Below are 14,561 nucleotides of genomic sequence, written 5' to 3' on the forward strand. Positions count from 1 at the left end.
TCAGCTCCCCTCCTGCAGCACGTCGGGCTGCGCCACGCGCACCACGTCGCGGTCCACGCGCGGCGCGCCAATGGCCGCGGCGGTGTTCAGGCACAGCGTGAGCCAGTTGTTCACGTTCAGCGGGTACAGCATGGACAGCGGCGCGGTGCGGGGGCCGCGTTGCACGGTCAGACGGGACTTGAGTTCATCGACGCCTTCGGCGGTGATGAATTCGTCCAGCGCCCGACCCGCTGCCTTGGCGCGGTGCTGCAGGTACGCTGCCAGGTGCGCGCCCAGCGGGTTCAACCGCACGATGGCCGTGCGCTGCATGCTCTCGCGCACGTCATGGCGCGTGAGCTTCTTTTCCAGCTCGGGGTGCCCCATGAGCAGCACGCCCAGCATGTAGCGACGGCCGAGACGCATTTCCTCGTTCAACCGCTTGAGCTGGTTGAGCGTGGTGGCCGGGGTGGCATGCGCTTCTTCGATGATGAGCAGGTGCTGGCGCTCCTGCTTGGTGCTCTCTTCCAGCAGCTCCCGCACGAACTGGCTGCGGCGTTGGGCGTTCTGCGGCACGCGCGCCTTCTTGTCCAGCGCGTAGGCGATGGCGACGTACAGATCGGCGGTGCGCAGGGGGGAGCCCTTGGACTCGCTCTCCTCCATGGCCGCCACGCTGGGGCGGATGCACACCACTGGCAGGTGCTCGCGGACGATCTTCTCGCGCATGGCATCGAGCATGGTGGTCTTGCCCGCGCCGCTCTCGCCGACCACGGCCACCACGCCGCCGCCGATGGCGGCCTGCCAGGCGGCCTGGTGGATGTAGCCGATCTCGCCGCTCGTGAACATGTCGGCGTCGGCCAGGACTTCGCCCTGGAAGGGATTTCGCGCGTGCAGCCTGAAGTGCTCCACCGCCTGCGCGCTCAAAATGGGTTCGGGTATTAACATCGGCTCTTCCTCCTGTCGGGTTTCGTTGGGTACGGGGCTCTCGGGGGCGACCTCGCCGGGCTGCAACCTGGCGAGGTCAACTTTTTTGGGGCGCATCAGATGCCTCCCACTGCGCGCAGGCCGGGCGCGGCGGGCGTGACCTCGGAGGCCGCAGCGACACGCTGTTCATGCGCGGCGATCAGGCCATCCACCACGTCTTCGGGTACGCCTGCATCGCCATGCTGTTGCGTCAACCAGGCGTAGGTGCCGGCGTCGTATGCATCACCCAGCGCAGCGCGCAGGCGCTGGCAAGCGGCCGCCACGGGCAGGCGAGCCCGCTGCACTTCGGTTGAATGGGGAACATGCGGTGTGCCGCGCTGCTGCAGGAACTGCGGCAGGCCGGCCGCACGCGCCTGGATGTCGGCAAACGGATTCCACTGCCCTTGGTAGGGCGTGGCGCCAGCCTTCTCCGCAGCCTGCGCTTCGGTCGCCGTGGCAGGCTTGCCATCCTTGGCATAGGCCTTGGCCCGGATGCGCGCGCGCCGCTCATCCGCGGGAGTGGCGGGCATCGCCTGGTAGTCATCCTGGCCCAACACCGGGGCGCTGGCCTGGTAGCCCATGAAGCCCTTTGGCACCGGTTGCACGTCGTGCCAGACGATCTCGCCCGTGTCGCGGTCCGTCACGCCAACCCGCACGGCGGGTGCGGCCAGCGGGTTCACGCACACCAGCACCTTGTCTCGCGGGCTCACGCCCGGCACGTAGCGCACGTCGTAATCGCGGCTGCCCTGGCCCTTCAGGGCAAAGCTCACCGTGCTGTTGCCGCTCACCTGGCGAGGCTGCGCCAGGCTGGCGGGCAGGCTGCGCATCACCTCCATGCTCGGCGCCAGGCGCAGATGCTCCGCGCCTATGGTGCTCCAGGCGGCATAGCGCGTCATGTTGTGGCGGCTGTGCTTCTTGGTGCCGTTGAAGGCATGCATCCACTGCTCGGCCAGGGCGTTGAGGACGGGCACGCTCATGCTGGCGCGGTCGACAAAGCGCAGGCGGCTCTCAAAGCCACGCTCGAAAATGTTTTGCGCCACTTCCACGCTGCCCGTGGCGCGGCTGTTGCCCGGGGCATGCCACTGCTGGCGGATGCCCATCGCGCTGCAAAAGCTGCGCACGGGGCCACTCTTGAACATGCCGCCCTGGTCGCTGTAGAGCGTGTAGAACACGCCATGGAAGGGCATGGGCTCGCCTTGGGGGCCGTGGCGCTGGGTGACCAGCCACATCAGAAAGTCCAGCAGGTTCTCGGTGGTTTCACCGCCCACATAGAAGCGCGCTGCGATGCAGCCACTGGCATGCTCCACGGCCACGAAGCGCGTGAGCAGCTTGTCCAAGACCGGCACCAGGTTCTGCGGCTTGTTCTTGTAGTGGACGCCGCCTTCCTCGATCAGGCGCAGCTCGCCGCTCGGCGCGCGGTACAGCACGCAGACCGAGGCATCCACCTGAACCACCGCATTCACATGCTCGGTGCGCATGCGCACGTGCGGCGCGGGGGCGGCCAAGCTGTCCACGTCCAGCCCGCGCTGGCGCAGCAGCTTGCCCACATGGCTGGCCGACAGGCGGGCACTGATCTTGCCCTCCTGGTGCAGCATGTTGATCGTCTCTTCCAGCGTGATCATTCGCTTGCCGTTGCGCAGGTCTTTCCAGCGCACACCGGCAATGGCGTCCAGGTCCGCGTCGGTCACCGAGCTCTCGCCCGCATCCACCCGTTTTTTGCGCGGCGTGGCCAGGCCCAGGCTGCGGGCCGTCTTTGTCACCAGGGTGTGCGTGCGCTGGGGCGACAGATCCAGCACGCGCGCAGCGCGGTCGATGATGCCGCCAAGCTCGCCATGCTTGGCGGCGGCGCATTCATGCGCGGCGGCAATCAGGGTTTCCATGCGGAGGGTCTCCATGGGGCTTGGAATGGGCCAGGGCCATTACTTGGTGGGGCGGCGAGCGGCTTGGTCTTCTGCGGCGTTCTTGGCCGCAAGCAGCTGCAGGGCGGCCTCGTCTTCCGCAGTCCAGGGCGGGTCGATGCGTTCATCCAGATCGATCGCGATGTCGAACTCCCGCGCGATGTCTGCGAACTGCTGCGCTAGGTACTGAACGCTGGCGCGCGCGGCCTGCTGCACGGCTTCGCTGGCGTTGCCCCCGCTGTCGCTTAGAGCGCCATCCACGGCACCGAAGAGGGCACGCATGCGCGCGTTGATGCGCAAGCTCTGCGTGAACACCTCCTTGAGCAGCACCGCCTCTGCCTTGGTGCGGGCCACGCTGCCGGGCGCGGGCGTGAACTTCTCGCTGCGTGCCAATTCCAGCGCCTGGGCCTGCTCGTTGATCTTGGTGGCGTTGTCGGCCAGCACTTTGTCCTTAGCGGCGAGCACCGCCTTTGACTCCTTGAGCGCCTCGCGTAGTTCGTTACGCGTCATGCCTGCGATTTCGTCGGCGTCCAGACCGCGCGCCTCGCCGCCTGCAGCCAACTCCTGCACCTCTTCGGCATCCAGCACTAGCAGCTCGAACAGCTTGGATTGGGTGCCTATGGCCTTGGTCAAATTTGTCGCCAGCGGCAAATTTGAGAACCGTGAGGCAGCCAGGATGAACCGGGACGCCACCGGCCCGTCAATGTCCAGCACCTGCAGTCGCTTGCCGAATTCCCCGTGATCGCATGCCGCTTTGAGCGCTGCCAGACCGCGCCCCACCTCCAAGCATGCCTCCACGCTGCGGCGCATGTTCGCGGCAATGTCGCGCTGGATCAGGTCGGGTTCGGTGGCATCGCCAGGCAGTTGATAACCTACTTGCGCTGCAATGGCACGCACGCGCTCGGCACGCGCATCGGCTGCGGCCACCAGTTGCGTCACGGGCGCCAAATCGGTTTCCACTACCACGGGTGCGGCGGCAGGCGACGGCTTGCGCCCGGCCTTGTCCTTGAAGGACTTCGTTTCGATCTGCGCGCCGGTCATCTGCTGTCTTGTCATATACGGGGGTCTTTCGATGGGACTCAAGGGGCGGCGAACATGCCGCGCACGCCGGCTGATTGGCCGTAGCGCTGGGTGGTATCGAGCAGGCCCTGCACGCTGGCGCGCACACCGGCGGCATAGCGCTCGCTGATCTCGATCACATGGGGCGCCAGGCGCCAGCGGCCCTGGGGCGTCTGCTCGGCCCAGCCGGCGGTGCGCAGGTTGTCGAGGTCACGGGTGACGACGCTGGCACTGACGTTCAGGGCCTTGGCGATTTCCGCAGGCGCGAGGCCCTGCAGTTCATGTCCGGCCAAGAGGTCGATGAGTTGGAGCAGGCGCTGCTGGGCTGCGTTGGTGTAGTTGGTGGCGCGGGTCATGCATGTGCTCCGGCGGTGGGGATCACCACCAACTGGCCAGCCTGCGTGAGGCCCACTGCGCCACCTTCCAAATCGGCCTGCGCATTGATGGCTTCGATGGCGTCTTCCCGCCAGCGCTCAGCGCAATCCTCGGCCCATGAAAGCTGGGTTCTGAGCGATTCGTTCTCGGCGCGCAGGCGCTCGCACTCGCAGTCGAGGCGGACGATTTCCTCGTTGAGCAGCGCGTAGGCAGCGGCATTGAGCCGGCGACGCAAGGCACGCAGATCGGGGCTCATGCCACTGCTCCCGCAGCGCGAGCGCGGCGGAGCTTCGAGGTCTTGACATTGGTCGGCCAGAGCTTGTCCATCGAGAGGCCGGTGATATCCACGATCCGACGCGCGATACGTGCGCTTTTGGCCTTGCCGTTGATGACGTGCGACACCATCGATCGGGACACATTCAGTTCATCGGCAATCGCCGCAGGCGTTGTGTCCTTCATTCGGATTGCCGCTTTGATTTCTTCGGGGTGCATGGTCTGTTACCCTTCACTCAACTTGTTTAGCTGGCAGCAGTAAATTGCTGGGTTAAGTTGAATTCTTGTGCATTGAGATGCACAAGTCAAGGGGTTTTTGTGCATCTTGATGAGCAAATGGGGGCGCGTATCCGCGAAGAGCGAGGCCGCCTAGGTTTTTCCCAGCAGAAGGCTGCGGACATGGCGGGCGTTCGGCGCGAGATGTGGGCGAAGTACGAGGCGGGCGCTGAACCTGGCGCGAAGACGCTTGCTGGCATGGTGCTGGCTGGCGTGGATGTCCGTTACGTACTCACTGGTGGACGTGACAACGATTTCTCTGCTGAAGAGAGACTGATGCTGGAGTACTTCCGTGAGGCATCAAAAGACGCGCGCCGTGCAGCACTTGGTGCGTTGCTTGGTGCCCCTGTGCCCACTCAAGTTGGAGGCAGTCATAGCCAGCACAGCAGCGGTAATGGAGCGATTCAAATCGGCAGCATTGAAAGGGCGCCGGTGAAACGTAGGAGGTAGGAGTGGGTTTGATTCCAAAGTGGCTCAGAGACTGGATCGCCAGCCTGATGCCGAAACAAGAAAGCACCGGCAGCGGATCGGTACAAATGGGCACGGTGCAAGGGCCCGTTCAAAACGTGACACATGTCACGCATCACCATTTCTATGCGCCGTCGTCTGTGCAGGCAGAAAATCAATCGCCAGCAAAGAACGACGAATCGCGGCCAGCAGCCACTGCGGCGCACAAAGAAGTGCTGACTCTCATGAAGCCACTCGATCGCAAGGTGCGGGTGCGGGTTCTGGACTTCATGCGCCGAGAATTTCAAACTGCAATGGTGGTGGAGTTGACGCCCGAACAATTGCGACGGCTTCGCAGTTATGTCGAAACAGTCAGGCGCAACGAAGAACGAGGGAGGGAAAGAACATGATCAAGCAGAGCATCGTCGTGAGTGCCATGCTGCTCGTTGCACCCGCATGGGCTATCAACAAATGCAAGGGGCCCGATGGAAAGACCGTGTACCAAGATGGCCCATGTTCGGCCAGTGAGACCGTTCAAGCGTTAAAACTGCAACAGCAGAACGGCAGCGGCCAAGCCCAGCAGATGCCCTTCAAGTCCATAGAACTGCCGCCTGAACGTGTGCAAGAAATTGCATACGCTGGCATGGTGTTGGCAAAGCAGCGCCTAAAGGATCCCGACAGCGCGAAGTTCTCGAACGTGCGCGCCTACAGCTTTAACGGTCGGGGTAAAACATACGTGATGACGTGCGGAGAACTGAACGCGAAGAACAGCTATGGCGGCTACGTTGGTTCCAAACCATTCTGGGTCTACGACGGTGTTTTCACGGAGACTTATAACCACTACGAACGCAACAGCAACATGACCTTGCTGATGGGTGATGTGCAGGCGGCATGTTTGAAGGATGGAGTCTTATCTTCTATCAACTGATGCGCAGTGTTGGTGAGCAGGGTGATGGCAAAGCCACGGATTGCAAGACAAGTTTAGGAGTGCCTATGTTCAAGGCCGACGAACAGCAATACCTCAAGTTCCGCACCTGGATGCTCCAGCCCGGCTCCCTGCCCGAGCAACGCAAGGACGTGGATGGTTTGCATGCCATGCAGACACTTCTGGAAGATGCCCTGTGGGCTGCCTGGCAGGCGGGGTATCGGGAAGGAGTTCGGCAACAACAGCCCGGCGATCCGCAATGAAGCGCGACATGGATGTGATCCGCCAGATCGTGCTGGCGGTGCGGGAATCGGAGCGTGCGGTGAATGGCGTCGATGGCGTTGACCCTGCCGTATTCGCCGAACATGTCCGATTGCTCGATGAGGCGGGCTTGGTGACTGCGGCGGTTCAGGTGGTGCAGCAACGCACCACAGCAGCCATTGCCTGGCGCTTGACGTGGGCGGGGCAGGATTTCGCTGACGCCATCAAGGAAGACACGTTGTGGCGCAAGGCCAAGGACAATGTGATCAAGCCCACAGGTTCATGGACGTTCGGCGTTCTGCTGGACTACCTCAAGGCTGAGATCACGCGCGGCCTGCCCAGCCTGCCCCTTTAATGCATGCACATACCGCAGCGCCGCGTACGATCGTTCTATCGCCGATTTGATGCGCTCGCGTGCACCGACCTCGAATTCCTGCGGCCCACGAACCCATTCCTCGACGGCCAGTCGCAATTCCTCGTGCAGGATTTTTGCAACCACGCCCTCGGCGAGGCCAATGAAAGATATCTCGGCGTGCTGAACTTTTACGTCCTCAAGCTGCTTCAAAGCGTATTCGGCACGACGGCGCTTCCAAGGGTAAGAAACTGCTGAACGGTGGCTGAGAGGCAAGCGTTTCATCCCTGCAGCGTAGTCTTCGCTCCCCGGGCCAATAACTAAAACGGTTTATTTAGTCACTCTCGCGCGCGCGCGGCATCCTGCCGCGCATGCCACACCAATCTGCCCTCCATGGGTTCCCTCGCGTCGGGAGCCCTCATGGATAAACGCCTCGCCATTGCCACGCTGGCCTTGTCCGCCACGGGGCTGGTTTACATAGCCCAGCGCGAGGGCTACAGCGATCAAGCCTACCCGGACCCGGCCCACGGCACCAAGGTGCCCACGGTAGGCTTCGGCACCACCGCTGGCGTCAAGATGGGTGACAAGACCACACCCGTGCGCGCCCTGGTACGCCTGCGCGCCGATGCCACCGAGTACGAGGTAGCGCTCAAACGCTGCATCTCGGCGCCCATGTACCAGTACGAGTGGGATGCCTTCGTCGGCCTGGCCTACAACGTGGGCACCCCCTCGGTCTGCAAGAACAACGACCGCACCGGCCCGAGCACCATCGTGCAGCGCCTGCAGGTGGGCGACTATCCAGGCGCGTGCAACGCGATCCTGCTCTATGACCGCGCCGGCCCGGTGAAGAAGCCCGAGGACCGCTGCAGCCACCCTGACAACCGCACCTGCAGGGGCGTCTGGACCGACCGCCAGCGCCTGCGCGCCATGTGCCTCGGGGAGCCGATGCCATGAGCGCCCGCGTCACGCTGGCCGTGGTGGCCACCATTGCCGTGATCCTGGGAGTGCGTGCATGGAACGCGCATCTCGTAGCCCAGGGCGATTCCCAAGGCGCTGCGCGGGTGCGCTCCGAATGGTCCATCGCAGACGGCAAACGCCTCAAGCAAGAGGCCGATGCGAGGGCCAATGCAGCCCTTGCGCGCGCGAAAGAAGAGCGCATCGCCCGCCAGGCCGAACAGGCCAAACAGCAAGAAGCCGAAAGGATCGCCCGTGAACAAGCCCACCGTGAAGGCGCGCTGCGCAGTGCCGTTGCTCGCGCTGACGCTCGCAATCGCAGCCTGCTCGACACCATCTCCGAGCTCAACGCCCGCGATGCCGGCGATGTGTCCGGCACCGCCGAGGCAGCCGGCACCGCCGCCCTCGCTGATGCAGCCCGCACCGCCCGCGATCTACTCGGACAGTGCAGCCGCCGATACACAGCAGTGGCAGCAGACGCTGACCGGCTCGCCAACCAGGTGACGGGCCTGCTGGACTTCGTGCGCGCGGTGCAGCAGCCCGCGGCAGGTGCAACCGTGGGAGCGACCGATGGTGTTTGAGGTGACGCTGGGCAATGTGATCACGATCGTGGCGCTGATGGTCGCGGCGCTGTGGGCCTTGTTCAAGCTGGTGAGCATGCAGCAGGAGAAGCGATTGATCGACCGTTTCGACGCACTGACCAAAGCGCTGGAGAAGGTGAACACGTCGCAGCAGAGCAATGCGGACGCCACAGCCAAGCTCGAACGCGAGTTCCGTCAGCACCAGGTGGATCTGGCCCGGGAATACGTGCGACGAGAGGACTTCCTGCGAAGCATCGGGAGCCTTGAAACGCGCATCGACAACTTCGCGCTGCGCGTGGAGCGCGCGCTCAATCAATTGATGGGAGGACGCCAATGAGCATCGACATGGCCAAGACCCGCCGCGAGGATATGCGCTGGCATTTGCTGTCGGCCGTCAACCTGAGCCGGCCGGAGGGCATCTACACAGAGCCGCTGCTGGCCATCGTACGCGCCGTGTATCCGGACGCCACGCACCAGGAGGTGCGGGTCAACCTGGACTACCTCGAAGCCCGTGAAATGGTGTGCATCGCCAAGGACCCCATGGACCGCTGGATGGTAGACCTGACGCGCACGGGTATCGACTTCGTTGAGTACAGCATCGACGCGCAGCCGGGTGTTTCGCGTCCGCGCATCACCCAGGCCTGACCAGCATGCCCCCACGCAGCAAAGTCCACTCTCTGCCGCCCGCGCTGAAGGAATGGCTGGATGCCGAGCTGGTCAAACGCGGCTTCGGCGACTACGAGCAACTGGCCGCCGACCTGAAGGCGCGCGGCGCGGACGTGTCCAAGTCCGCGCTGCAGCGCTACGGCTCGCCTTTCGAGCGCAGCCTGGCAAAAGTCAAGATGGCCAGCGAGCAGGCCCGCGCCATAGTGGATGCAGCGCCCGATGACGAGGACAAGCTCAGCTCTGCTGTCATCCGGGTCACGCAAGAGAAGATTCTCAACCTCTTGATGGACATCGACATAGATGCCGACGATGTCGACATCAACAAACTCTTCAAGAACGCGGCCGAGATCGGCAAGGCCAGCGTGACGCAGAAGAGATTCAGCATGGAAGCACGCGCGGCCATTGAGGCCGAGGCGCGTCGCAAAGCGCTGGAGGATGCCAGCGCCACGGCGACAGCCACGGCCAAGCAGCAGGGGCTTTCCGACGCGGGTGTGGAAGCCTTGCGTAAGGCGATCGCGGGAGCGCTGTGATGCTGGTGATCTCGCGCGCACGCCGTATTGGCCTGTCTGAATATCAACATCTGTGGCTGGAAGCCATGGAGCACTACAGCCAGCCCCAACGCGCGGGTACGGTGATCATCCTTGACGAGTTCATCAAGAGCGATCGACGGCGTGTTGCTGCGCACGCTGCGCGCTGCTGTCGTCCAATGCTTCACCGCGTCTCTGCCCTGGTACGGAAGGCGGCGTGATGGAGCAGACAGCCGTCGCCCAGGCCACGCGCATCCTGATGCAGTACCAGGTGGACTGGATTGCCGACCAGTCGCCAGTGAAGATCATCGAGAAGTCGCGCCGCATCGGCATCAGCTACGCCGAGGCGGCCGACGACGTGCTGTATGCCGCAAGCGCGAGCGGAGCAAACGTCTACTACATCTCCTACAACAAGGACATGACGGCGGGGTTCATCAACGACTGCGCCACGTGGGCGAAGGCGTTCAACGCTGCGGCTGGGCAGATCGAAGAGTCAGTGATCGAAGAAGAGGACAAGCAAATCCTCACGTACACGATCAAGTTCGACAGCGGGCACATGATCCAGGCCTTCACCAGCAACCCGCGCAACCTGCGTTCCAAGGGGCGGCCAGGGGAGCGCCTGGTGATCGATGAGGCCGCATTCGTCGATGACATCAAGGAGCTGCTCAAGGCGGCTATGGCCATGACGATGTGGGGTGGCCAGATCCGCATCATCAGCACGCACGACGGGGCCGACAACCCGTTCGCCGAGCTGATCAACGACGTGCGCGCGGGCCGCTACGACTACAGCCTGCACCGCGTGACGCTGGACGATGCGCTGCGCGATGGCCTGTATCGCAAGATCTGCGCGGTCACGGGCCGTGTGTGGTCGAGCGAGGCCGAGGCAGCATGGCGCAAGGCCACCATCGACCGCTACCGGCCCAACGAAGACGAGGAGCTGTTCTGCATCCCCGCCCAGGGGGGTGGCAGCTGGCTGACGCGCGCGCTGGTGGAGAGCCGGATGCGCGAGTGGCCCGTCGTTCGCTTCACGGGCACCCAGGATTTCAACAACGCAACGCCAGAGCTGCGCAAGCGGATCATGGGTGACTGGATCGGCGACGTGCTGCAGCCGCTGCTCAAGTTCGAGACGGGCCTGCGCCATGCCCTCGGCATGGACTTCGCGCGAACGGGCGACCTTTCGTCGATCGCACCCAACGAAATCGAGACCAACCTGCACCAGCGCATCCCCTTCCTCGTGGAGATGCAGAACGTGCCGTACAACCAGCAGTTGCAGGTGTTCTTCACCATCGGCGATGCCCTGCCGCGCAAGTGCGGCATGGTGATCGACAGCCGGGGCAACGGCAGCTACGTGGGCGAGGCCGCTCACGACAAGTACGGTTCCGTGGTGCAGCGGTTGATGCCCACCGAAGGCTGGTACCGCGACAACATGCCGCCCTACAAGGCCGCGCTGGAAGACGGCACCCTCCTGGTCCCTAAGCACGACGGCCTGCTGCAGGGCCATCGCGCCATCCGCCTGGTGCGCGGCGTGCCGCGCATGCCCGATTCCACGGATAAGGCCATCGGCCACGGCGACAGCACCATGGCCTGCATCTACTCGCACGCCGCCGCGCGGATGGACTGGGGGCCGGTGCATGTCGAGAGCCGCCCGCGCCGCAGCCGCCTGGGCGTGCCCCTGGAGGGCTATCACGAATGAAGAAGCAAGGCATCTACGTCACCCCCACCGAGTTCGTCTCGTTCGCCGAGTCCCGGCGCCGCACCGCCACGCTGGGCGAAGAAATCGCCACGCGCGCCCGTTCCATGGACGTGGCGGGCTTCTCGTTCCTGCTGCCCAACCCGGACCCGATCCTCAAGCGGCAGGGCAAGGACATGCGCGTCTACCGTGACCTGCGCAGCGATGCCCACGTGGGCGGCTGCATCCGCCGGCGCAAGGCCTCGGTGAAGGCCTTGGAGCGGCGCGTGGTCTCTGGCAAGGCCGGCGCGCGCGCCACGCGGCGGGCCGAAGACCTGTTCGCGGCCTTGGACATGGACCGCGTCATGAACGAGCTGCTGGACGGCGTGCTGTACGGCTGGCAGCCGATGGAGCTGATGTGGGGCTACCGCAGCGGAGCGTTGATGCCGCTGGATGTCGTCGGCAAGCCGGGCGAGTGGTTTACCTTCGACAGCCAGGCGCAACTGCGCTTCCGATCCAGCGAACAGCCATTGCATGGCGAGGCGCTGGAGCCGCGCAAGTTTCTGCTGGCCCGCCAGGAGGCGAGCTATGCCAACCCATACGGGTTCGCGGACCTTTCCATGTGCTTCTGGCCGACCGTGTTCAAGCGCGGGGGGCTCAAGTTCTGGGTGACCTTCACCGAGAAATATGGCACCCCATGGCTGGTCGGTAAGCAGCCGCGGGGCACGCCGGGCCCGGAAGTCGTCGCGATGCTGGACAAGCTAGAGGCCATGATCCAGGACGCCGTGGCCGCCATTCCCGATGACTCCAGCATCGACATCCTGGAGGCTGGCGACAAGGGCGCGAGCGCGGACCTGTACAAAGAGCTGCTGATGTTCTGCCGCAGCGAGGTCAGCATCGCGCTCTTGGGGCAGAACCAGAGCACCGAGGCCAGCAGCACGCACGCGAGTGCCATGGCGGGCCTGGAAGTGGCGGACGCAATCCGCGACGGTGACGCCCGCATGGTGGAGGCCACGCTCAATCAGATGCTGCGCTGGGTCACGGACCTCAACGAGGGCGAGAGCGCTCCTGCACCAACCGTGGAGTTGTACGAAGAGAAGGCCGTCAACACCCAGCAGGCCGAGCGCGACTCCACGCTCAAGGGCGCAGGCGTCAACTTCTCGCGGCAGTACTGGATGCGCACCTACAAGCTGGAGCCCGGCGACATCGAAGAAGCTCCGCTTCCCGGCCTGCAATCCGTTCCGCAAGGTGCGGCCTCCGTCGAATTCGCGGAAGCGGCGGCTACGGCCGCCGTGGCAGACGCGACGGTCACCACGCTCTCGGCCGCAGCCGCTCCCATCGTGGCGCAGTGGGTCGGCCAGGTGCGCCAACTGGTGGATTCGTACAGCGACGCAGAGCAGCTGCAGGCGGCCCTGCTGGATGCGTTCAGTGAGCTGCCGACCGACGCGCTGACCGAGCTGATGGCCTTGGCTTTCGAACTGGCCCACCTGCAGGGCCGCGACCAGGTCGCGAGGGAGGCCGCCAATGGCTGAGATCGGAGACGGTGCCCGGTTCACGGTCGACGGAGTGCGCCAGCAGTTCCAGGAGCAGATCGACTTCTTTCGCCGCAAGCTCAATCTGCCCAGCGAGACTTGGCGCGACATTCAGCGCGCGGCGCATGACAGGGCGTTCATGGTGGCCGGCACGGCCCGGGCGGATCTGCTGGCGGATCTGCGCCAGGCGATGGACAAGGCCGTGCAGGGCGGCAGCATCGGCGAGTTCCGAAAGCAGTTCGCAAGCATCGTCGCGCAGCGCGGTTGGACGGGCTGGACCGGCGAGGGCAGCCAGGCCGGCGAGGCGTGGCGCACCCGGGTGATCTACCAGACCAACGTGGCCACGTCCTATGCCGCGGGGCGCCGCGCTCAGCTATTGGACCCGGCCTTGCTGTCCCGGCGCCCGTTCTGGCGGTATGTGCACAACGACAGCGTGTCGCATCCGCGGCCTCTCCACAAGCGATGGGGCGACATGCGGCTCACGCTGCGCCATGACCATCCCTTCTGGACGACGCACTTCCCGCCGAATGGCTGGGGTTGCAAATGCCGCGTGGTGGCCGCCGCAGCGCCCACTGAAAGCGACGCCATCGCTCCGCCAGCTGGCTGGGATGCGATCGACCCACGCACGGGCGCGGAGGCCGGCATCGATGAGGGCTGGGACTATGCGCCCGGCGCCCGCACGGACGACGATCTGCGCGCTTTTGTGCAGGAGAAGCTGATCAGCTATCCCCCGGCGATCAGCACCGCGCTCTCGCGCGACGTGAACCGCTACATCAACGCCGAGCAACTGGTGCCCGACTTCGTGCGCGACGTGCTCGGCGACCGGCAGCGCCGTGATCCCCTCTGGCTGGGCTTCGTGGAGCGCCCTGACTGGCTCGCCAAGGCCACGGATGTGGACACGCAGGGCTACACGCTGCTGCTGCCCGCGGATGCGCCCCGCCACGTGCAGGCGTCGCATGGCTTCGATGGTGGTGGCCAGCGCCCGCCGGTGCCCGAGGACTTCGCGCAGATCGAGAGCGTGCTCAACGACCCGGACCAGCTGCGCCCGGGCGAGATGTCGCGACAAGGCAACCCCACCGTGGTGGCGACCAAGGCCATCGGTGGGGAAACGTTTCGTGCGGTGTGGGAAGTGCTGGCGGGCAAGCGCAACCGCTCTCTGCAGCTCAGCAGTCTGGTGATCAAGACCGCCAAATGAAAAAACCTTGCACTCCCCAACCTAGAACGTCTGTGGACGAATCCGGGTTTGAACACCCGGGGGTTGATGCCGTGCAAGGCGCTTCGATTTTATCCGGGGGGCCGCGATGCCGCAATTGATCGAACTGACCGACCGCAGCGGTCTGGACTATCTGCACGAGCTGGTGGGGCGGGCACAGGACATGCGCCCCGTGCTGGCTGAGATCGGCGAAGACATGGTGGAGTCCACCAAGGGCCGCTTCGCCTCGGCCACCGCGCCAGATGGCTCGGCATGGGCGCCCAACAGCCCGCTGACGTTGGCGCGCTACGGCTCGATGTTCGCCCCCAAGACGGCGGCAAAGAAGGTCGCCGGCAAGAAGCCGGGCACGGGCGAAACGCGCATGCTGGGCACCACCATCAACTACCAGTTGCCCAGCGGTGATGCCGTTTCTATCGGTAGCCCCATGGTGTACGCCGGCACCTTTCACTACGGCGCCAAGTCCGGCGAGTTCGGCTTTGGCATCTACGCCACCCGCAACGGCAGCTTTCCCATTCCATGGGGCGACATTCCCGGTCGCCCATTCCTCGGCGCGTCGGCCGACGACAAGGCCAACATCGTCAATCTGGTGCGGTCTTACCTGATGGAGGGCTGAT

Annotated in this window: 22 protein-coding genes; 16 read left to right on the forward strand and 6 right to left on the reverse strand. The window is 64.6% G+C overall.

Translation table 11 applies throughout. The features are described from left to right. The 6 genes from AX018_RS01285 to AX018_RS01310 are packed head-to-tail and all read right to left on the reverse strand — an operon-like array spanning nt 1 to nt 4,763. The gene (locus AX018_RS01285) at nt 1-1,017 is read right to left on the reverse strand and encodes an ExeA family protein (protein WP_111875449.1); all 1,017 of its coding nucleotides are present in this window, start codon (nt 1,015-1,017) and stop codon (nt 1-3) included. After that, nucleotides 1,017-2,819 carry an integrase catalytic domain-containing protein gene (locus tag AX018_RS01290; RefSeq protein ID WP_170146158.1) on the reverse strand — a complete coding sequence of 601 codons (1,803 nt, stop codon included), beginning with the start codon at nt 2,817-2,819 and terminating at the stop codon, nt 1,017-1,019. The genes AX018_RS01285 and AX018_RS01290 overlap by 1 nt, the downstream gene beginning before the upstream one ends. A 39-nt stretch (nt 2,820-2,858) precedes the next feature. Further along, on the reverse strand, nt 2,859-3,893 hold the full coding sequence (locus tag AX018_RS01295) for a hypothetical protein (protein ID WP_146749189.1): 1,035 nt from the start codon (nt 3,891-3,893) through the stop codon (nt 2,859-2,861). A gap of 23 nt (nt 3,894-3,916) precedes the next feature. Then, on the reverse strand, nt 3,917-4,252 hold the full coding sequence (locus AX018_RS01300; protein WP_111875452.1) for a winged helix-turn-helix domain-containing protein: 336 nt from the start codon (nt 4,250-4,252) through the stop codon (nt 3,917-3,919). Beyond that, a complete protein-coding gene (locus tag AX018_RS01305) occupies nt 4,249-4,527 on the reverse strand; it encodes a hypothetical protein (RefSeq protein WP_111875453.1) in 279 nt (92 codons plus the stop codon). Before AX018_RS01305 ends, AX018_RS01300 begins: the two co-directional genes overlap by 4 nt. Continuing rightward, nucleotides 4,524-4,763, reverse strand: coding sequence for a helix-turn-helix domain-containing protein (locus tag AX018_RS01310; protein ID WP_111875454.1), 240 nt, complete (start codon nt 4,761-4,763; stop codon nt 4,524-4,526). The genes AX018_RS01305 and AX018_RS01310 overlap by 4 nt, the downstream gene beginning before the upstream one ends. A 99-nt stretch (nt 4,764-4,862) precedes the next feature. Here AX018_RS01310 and AX018_RS24535 point away from each other — a divergent pair, with 99 nt between their 5' ends. The 16 genes from AX018_RS24535 (at nt 4,863) to AX018_RS01370 (ending at nt 14,560) form a co-directional block, all read left to right on the forward strand. Next, nucleotides 4,863-5,270, forward strand: a complete 408-nt coding sequence (locus tag AX018_RS24535) for a helix-turn-helix domain-containing protein (protein ID WP_146749190.1) — start codon at nt 4,863-4,865, stop codon at nt 5,268-5,270. A 2-nt stretch (nt 5,271-5,272) separates the two neighbouring features. Next, nucleotides 5,273-5,677: a hypothetical protein gene (locus AX018_RS24540; RefSeq protein ID WP_146749191.1), complete on the forward strand. Its 405-nt coding sequence runs from the start codon at nt 5,273-5,275 to the stop codon at nt 5,675-5,677. Further along, nucleotides 5,674-6,195, forward strand: coding sequence for a DUF4124 domain-containing protein (locus AX018_RS24545; RefSeq protein WP_146749192.1), 522 nt, complete (start codon nt 5,674-5,676; stop codon nt 6,193-6,195). The genes AX018_RS24540 and AX018_RS24545 overlap by 4 nt, the downstream gene beginning before the upstream one ends. 65 nt (nt 6,196-6,260) lie before the next feature. Then, nucleotides 6,261-6,455 carry a hypothetical protein gene (locus tag AX018_RS01315; RefSeq protein WP_111875455.1) on the forward strand — a complete coding sequence of 65 codons (195 nt, stop codon included), beginning with the start codon at nt 6,261-6,263 and terminating at the stop codon, nt 6,453-6,455. Then, complete coding sequence (locus AX018_RS01320) at nt 6,452-6,808, forward strand: DUF2513 domain-containing protein (protein WP_111875456.1); 357 nt, start codon at nt 6,452-6,454, stop codon at nt 6,806-6,808. Before AX018_RS01315 ends, AX018_RS01320 begins: the two co-directional genes overlap by 4 nt. Before the next feature lie 3 nt (nt 6,809-6,811). Further along, a complete protein-coding gene (locus AX018_RS01325; protein ID WP_111875457.1) occupies nt 6,812-7,063 on the forward strand; it encodes a hypothetical protein in 252 nt (83 codons plus the stop codon). Nucleotides 7,064-7,225: 162 nt separating this feature from the next. Continuing rightward, nucleotides 7,226-7,759, forward strand: a complete 534-nt coding sequence (locus tag AX018_RS01330) for a lysozyme (RefSeq protein ID WP_111875458.1) — start codon at nt 7,226-7,228, stop codon at nt 7,757-7,759. Further along, the gene (locus tag AX018_RS01335) at nt 7,756-8,340 is read left to right on the forward strand and encodes a DUF2514 domain-containing protein (protein ID WP_111875459.1); all 585 of its coding nucleotides are present in this window, start codon (nt 7,756-7,758) and stop codon (nt 8,338-8,340) included. The genes AX018_RS01330 and AX018_RS01335 overlap by 4 nt, the downstream gene beginning before the upstream one ends. Then, nucleotides 8,330-8,677 carry a hypothetical protein gene (locus AX018_RS01340; protein ID WP_111875460.1) on the forward strand — a complete coding sequence of 116 codons (348 nt, stop codon included), beginning with the start codon at nt 8,330-8,332 and terminating at the stop codon, nt 8,675-8,677. Before AX018_RS01335 ends, AX018_RS01340 begins: the two co-directional genes overlap by 11 nt. Beyond that, the gene (locus AX018_RS01345; protein WP_111875461.1) at nt 8,674-8,985 is read left to right on the forward strand and encodes a hypothetical protein; all 312 of its coding nucleotides are present in this window, start codon (nt 8,674-8,676) and stop codon (nt 8,983-8,985) included. The genes AX018_RS01340 and AX018_RS01345 overlap by 4 nt, the downstream gene beginning before the upstream one ends. Nucleotides 8,986-8,990: 5 nt before the next feature. Continuing rightward, nucleotides 8,991-9,536, forward strand: coding sequence for a phage protein Gp27 family protein (locus AX018_RS01350; protein WP_111875462.1), 546 nt, complete (start codon nt 8,991-8,993; stop codon nt 9,534-9,536). Next, nucleotides 9,536-9,754 (forward strand): hypothetical protein, encoded by a 219-nt coding sequence (locus tag AX018_RS24550; protein WP_146749193.1) that lies wholly within the window; start codon nt 9,536-9,538, stop codon nt 9,752-9,754. The genes AX018_RS01350 and AX018_RS24550 overlap by 1 nt, the downstream gene beginning before the upstream one ends. After that, nucleotides 9,754-11,226, forward strand: a complete 1,473-nt coding sequence (locus tag AX018_RS01355; RefSeq protein ID WP_111875463.1) for a terminase large subunit domain-containing protein — start codon at nt 9,754-9,756, stop codon at nt 11,224-11,226. Before AX018_RS24550 ends, AX018_RS01355 begins: the two co-directional genes overlap by 1 nt. Continuing rightward, nucleotides 11,223-12,734 (forward strand): DUF935 domain-containing protein, encoded by a 1,512-nt coding sequence (locus AX018_RS01360; RefSeq protein ID WP_111875464.1) that lies wholly within the window; start codon nt 11,223-11,225, stop codon nt 12,732-12,734. The genes AX018_RS01355 and AX018_RS01360 overlap by 4 nt, the downstream gene beginning before the upstream one ends. Then, nucleotides 12,727-13,929: a phage minor head protein gene (locus AX018_RS01365; protein WP_111875465.1), complete on the forward strand. Its 1,203-nt coding sequence runs from the start codon at nt 12,727-12,729 to the stop codon at nt 13,927-13,929. The genes AX018_RS01360 and AX018_RS01365 overlap by 8 nt, the downstream gene beginning before the upstream one ends. A gap of 106 nt (nt 13,930-14,035) precedes the next feature. Beyond that, entirely contained in the window at nt 14,036-14,560 is a 525-nt protein-coding gene (locus AX018_RS01370) for a phage virion morphogenesis protein (RefSeq protein WP_111875466.1), read from the forward strand. Nucleotide 14,561 lies beyond the last annotated feature (1 nt).

This window comes from Paracidovorax anthurii (assembly GCF_003269065.1).
GTDB classification, from domain to species: domain Bacteria; phylum Pseudomonadota; class Gammaproteobacteria; order Burkholderiales; family Burkholderiaceae_C; genus Paracidovorax; species Paracidovorax anthurii.

Excerpts from the sequence above, each read along its gene's own strand:
- AX018_RS01320 (WP_111875456.1), top strand. The coding sequence starts at position 6,452 with ATGAAGCGCGACATGGATGTGATCCGCCAGATCGTGCTGGCGGTGCGG.
- AX018_RS01355 (WP_111875463.1), top strand. The coding sequence starts at position 9,754 with ATGGAGCAGACAGCCGTCGCCCAGGCCACGCGCATCCTGATGCAGTAC.
- AX018_RS01300 (WP_111875452.1), bottom strand. The coding sequence starts at position 4,252 with ATGACCCGCGCCACCAACTACACCAACGCAGCCCAGCAGCGCCTGCTC.
- AX018_RS24545 (WP_146749192.1), top strand. The coding sequence starts at position 5,674 with ATGATCAAGCAGAGCATCGTCGTGAGTGCCATGCTGCTCGTTGCACCC.
- AX018_RS01340 (WP_111875460.1), top strand. The coding sequence starts at position 8,330 with ATGGTGTTTGAGGTGACGCTGGGCAATGTGATCACGATCGTGGCGCTG.
- AX018_RS01345 (WP_111875461.1), top strand. The coding sequence starts at position 8,674 with ATGAGCATCGACATGGCCAAGACCCGCCGCGAGGATATGCGCTGGCAT.
- AX018_RS01295 (WP_146749189.1), bottom strand. The coding sequence starts at position 3,893 with ATGACAAGACAGCAGATGACCGGCGCGCAGATCGAAACGAAGTCCTTC.
- AX018_RS01305 (WP_111875453.1), bottom strand. The coding sequence starts at position 4,527 with ATGAGCCCCGATCTGCGTGCCTTGCGTCGCCGGCTCAATGCCGCTGCC.
- AX018_RS24550 (WP_146749193.1), top strand. The coding sequence starts at position 9,536 with ATGCTGGTGATCTCGCGCGCACGCCGTATTGGCCTGTCTGAATATCAA.
- AX018_RS01350 (WP_111875462.1), top strand. The coding sequence starts at position 8,991 with ATGCCCCCACGCAGCAAAGTCCACTCTCTGCCGCCCGCGCTGAAGGAA.
- AX018_RS01315 (WP_111875455.1), top strand. The coding sequence starts at position 6,261 with ATGTTCAAGGCCGACGAACAGCAATACCTCAAGTTCCGCACCTGGATG.
- AX018_RS01365 (WP_111875465.1), top strand. The coding sequence starts at position 12,727 with ATGGCTGAGATCGGAGACGGTGCCCGGTTCACGGTCGACGGAGTGCGC.
- AX018_RS01290 (WP_170146158.1), bottom strand. The coding sequence starts at position 2,819 with ATGGAAACCCTGATTGCCGCCGCGCATGAATGCGCCGCCGCCAAGCAT.
- AX018_RS01310 (WP_111875454.1), bottom strand. The coding sequence starts at position 4,763 with ATGCACCCCGAAGAAATCAAAGCGGCAATCCGAATGAAGGACACAACG.
- AX018_RS01285 (WP_111875449.1), bottom strand. The coding sequence starts at position 1,017 with ATGCGCCCCAAAAAAGTTGACCTCGCCAGGTTGCAGCCCGGCGAGGTC.
- AX018_RS01370 (WP_111875466.1), top strand. The coding sequence starts at position 14,036 with ATGCCGCAATTGATCGAACTGACCGACCGCAGCGGTCTGGACTATCTG.
- AX018_RS01360 (WP_111875464.1), top strand. The coding sequence starts at position 11,223 with ATGAAGAAGCAAGGCATCTACGTCACCCCCACCGAGTTCGTCTCGTTC.
- AX018_RS01335 (WP_111875459.1), top strand. The coding sequence starts at position 7,756 with ATGAGCGCCCGCGTCACGCTGGCCGTGGTGGCCACCATTGCCGTGATC.
- AX018_RS01330 (WP_111875458.1), top strand. The coding sequence starts at position 7,226 with ATGGATAAACGCCTCGCCATTGCCACGCTGGCCTTGTCCGCCACGGGG.
- AX018_RS01325 (WP_111875457.1), top strand. The coding sequence starts at position 6,812 with ATGCACATACCGCAGCGCCGCGTACGATCGTTCTATCGCCGATTTGAT.